Source organism: Thermococcus sp. (genome assembly GCF_027008145.1).
Taxonomy (GTDB): Archaea; Methanobacteriota_B; Thermococci; order Thermococcales; family Thermococcaceae; genus Thermococcus.
In genome coordinates, this window is sequence record NZ_JALTCZ010000062.1 from 1 (window position 1) to 2,771 (window position 2,771).

The window sequence follows — 2,771 nt, forward strand, 5'->3', positions numbered from 1 at the left end:
CTGACGACGTAGACTATGAAGATGAAGGAAAGGGGCTGTATCGCGAAGCTGAGCATCGAGCTTTTTCCCTTCATCAGGGCTCTGTGGTAATACTCCACTATCGCAAGAATCATTCCAGACCACCCATGAGGAAGATATCCTCTATCGTGAGTTCTTCCCGCCTGAACGGTACTCCAAGCTCCTCGAGTAAGTTTATAGCCTTTCTTTCCTCGGCCTTTGAGCGGAGGTAAACGAAGGTGTTCTTCCCAGTCCTTCTTACCACGAAATCGCCTTCAAAGCGGTCGAAGACGACGAGCTTCGAGGTGAAGCCGGAGAGGTAGCGTTTTGCTATTTTCTCTGGCTCTCCAAAGGCGAGGGCCTTTCCGCCCTTGACCAGCAGGACCAAATCTGACACGCTCGATATCTCGTTGAGGTAGTGGCTCGTCAGGACTATCGTTGAACTCTTCGCCCTCTCCCGAAGTATCTCCCACAGCCTCAGCCTGCTCTCAACGTCGAGGCCAACAGTGGGCTCGTCGAGGAAGTAGAGCCCGGCATCGGCCGATAGGACCATCGCGAGAAGAGTTTTCCTCACCATCCCGCCCGAGAGCGTCGAGACTATTCTATCCGGATAATCAATCCCGAACTCCTCCATGGCTTTCTCTGCCCTGCTTTTGGCCTCGCCCTTCGGCAGACCGCGCATTCTGAGGTAGTAATAGACGTATTCGAAGGGCGTCAGCGTGTAGAAGTGTGCTCTAGCCTCCTGCGGGAGGAGGTCTATTCTCTTCTTTATTCCGTCTCTGCACTTCTTTATCTCCTCTCCAAAGAGCCTGACGGTTCCTTTGTCATAGGCCAACAGACAGCTCAAAATCCTAATGAGGGTGGTTTTTCCGGCACCGTTGGGCCCGATTACCCCCAGGATAACCCCCTCGGGAACGGAAAAGGAGACGGCGTCAAGGGCCCTCAGGCTTCCGTAGTACTTGGTCAAATTCTCGACTTCGATGACCTTCATACCTGGAAACTTTCAGGGGCGAAAAATAAAAGATTTTGGGCTACTTGAGCCACCTCTCCATCCACCCCACGATGAGCTCAAGTCTTCTCACGCGGTGCTTCGGCTTTCCGCCCCTGCTGAGGTCGTGGTTCTCGCCCGGGAAGAGCGCAAGCTCGACCGTCTTGCCGAGGTATTTGAGAGCTGTAAAGAACTGAAGGCCTTCAGCAAGCCAGCAGCGGTAATCCTCCATCGAGTGGATTATCAGCAAAGGTGTCTCCACGTTCGGCGCGTACTTCAGCGGGCTCTTCTCCCAGTAGCCTTCGGTGTTGTTCCATAGGTCACTGCCTATCTGATCAGGGGCAAAATAGTAGCCTATATCGGTCGTTCCAAAGAAACTCGCCCAGTTGGAGATGGAGCGCTGGGTTACCGCGGCCTTAAACCTCTTCGTGTGCCCGACTATCCAGTTCGTCATGAAGCCGCCGTATGAACCTCCGGTGACGCCTATCCTCTCTTCGTCTATGAAGTCGAATCTCTTTAGGGCTTCATCAACGACCTCTATCAGGTCTTGGTAGTCCCTCTCTCCGTAGTGCTCCCTTATGTCCGCGAACTCCTCGCCGTAGCCGTCGCTTCCTCTGGGGTTGGAGAAGATCACGACGAAGCCCTTGGCCGTCAAGACATGGAACTCGTGCATGAAGGAGTAGCCGTAGGCAGTCTTCGGGCCGCCGTGTATCTCAAGAACCGCGGGATACTTCTTTCCTGACTCAAAATTCAAAGGCTTCATGACCCACGCGTCTATCTCCATCCCATCGCTGGCCTTAACTCTAAAGTGCTCGGGCTTCGAGAGGCTGTATTCCCTAATCCAGCCGTTGAAGTCGGTGAGCTTCTTCTCCTTCCCCTCCCTTAGGATGTAAAGCTCTGTCGGAGTGACCGCGTCCTGGGCGGTGAAGGCTATGTAGTCACCGATTGCGAAGCTCTCGACGCCTCTATCCCCGCCGACAACGCGCTCAATCTTCCCGCTGAGGTTCACCCTGAAGAGGTTCGCCCTCGGGCCGTCGGTGGCTATATAATAAACCCAGCCGTCCTTAAAAGCTAACTCCGCCCTCTGGCTCCCGCGGACGTCGCAGTTGAGTGAGTTGTACGCTGAGCGGTCGAGGTCGGCCGTGAGCTTTCTAACTTTCCCCGTCTCAGGATCGTAGTGGTAGATGTGCGTGTTCGTCGGGATTCCCCTTTCCCGCGTGTTGGCCTTGAGGATGAAGGTTCCATCGTCGAGGGGTATGAAATCCGAGATGCTCCACTTCCCCGGCGTCAGGCGTCTAGCTTTCCTCCCTTCGAGGACGTAGAGGTCGCTCACCATCGGCTTCCTCTCGCGGTCTTCCTGGGCGATGAAGTAGAGCTTTCCCCTATGGAAGCGAATTTGAGAGGCGTCGAGGTTTTTGGGAGTTAAACGCCTTTTCCTCCCGGTTTCAACGCTTACCATGTAGACAGCGCTCCTCTTCCCGTAAACCCAGCCAATTCCGTTGAACCAGAAAGGCATCTCCTTGATTATGTGAACGTCGTCCTTGGGCTTCTTTTCAATGTCGATTGGGGTGACGACGGCTATTCCCTTTCCGTCCTCGGTAAAGCGGATGTTCTCTATTCCGTACTTGAACTTCGTTAAGAGCCTCGCCTCTCCTCCATCCGTGGGGATAACGTAGAGCTCGGCCTCCTTGCTCTCCTTATCGCGCTTGGAGGTAAAAGCCACCAGTCTCCCGTCGGGTGAGAAACGCGGGTTCCCGTCCTTTTTGCCGGAGGTGAAGGGTTTAAC

At 54.5% G+C, this 2,771-nt stretch carries 2 protein-coding genes; both read right to left on the bottom strand.

Annotation, left to right across the window (positions count from 1 at the left end):
• Positions 1–109: 109 nt before the first annotated feature.
• Positions 110–988, bottom strand: coding sequence for an ABC transporter ATP-binding protein (locus MVD07_RS03050; RefSeq protein ID WP_297498484.1), 879 nt, complete (start codon positions 986–988; stop codon positions 110–112).
• Between the two features lie 40 nt (positions 989–1,028).
• The coding region (locus tag MVD07_RS03055) for a S9 family peptidase (RefSeq protein ID WP_297498487.1) at positions 1,029–2,771 on the bottom strand (1,743 nt) is incomplete at its 5' end.

Excerpts from the sequence above, each read along its gene's own strand:
- MVD07_RS03050 (WP_297498484.1), bottom strand. The coding sequence starts at position 988 with ATGAAGGTCATCGAAGTCGAGAATTTGACCAAGTACTACGGAAGCCTG.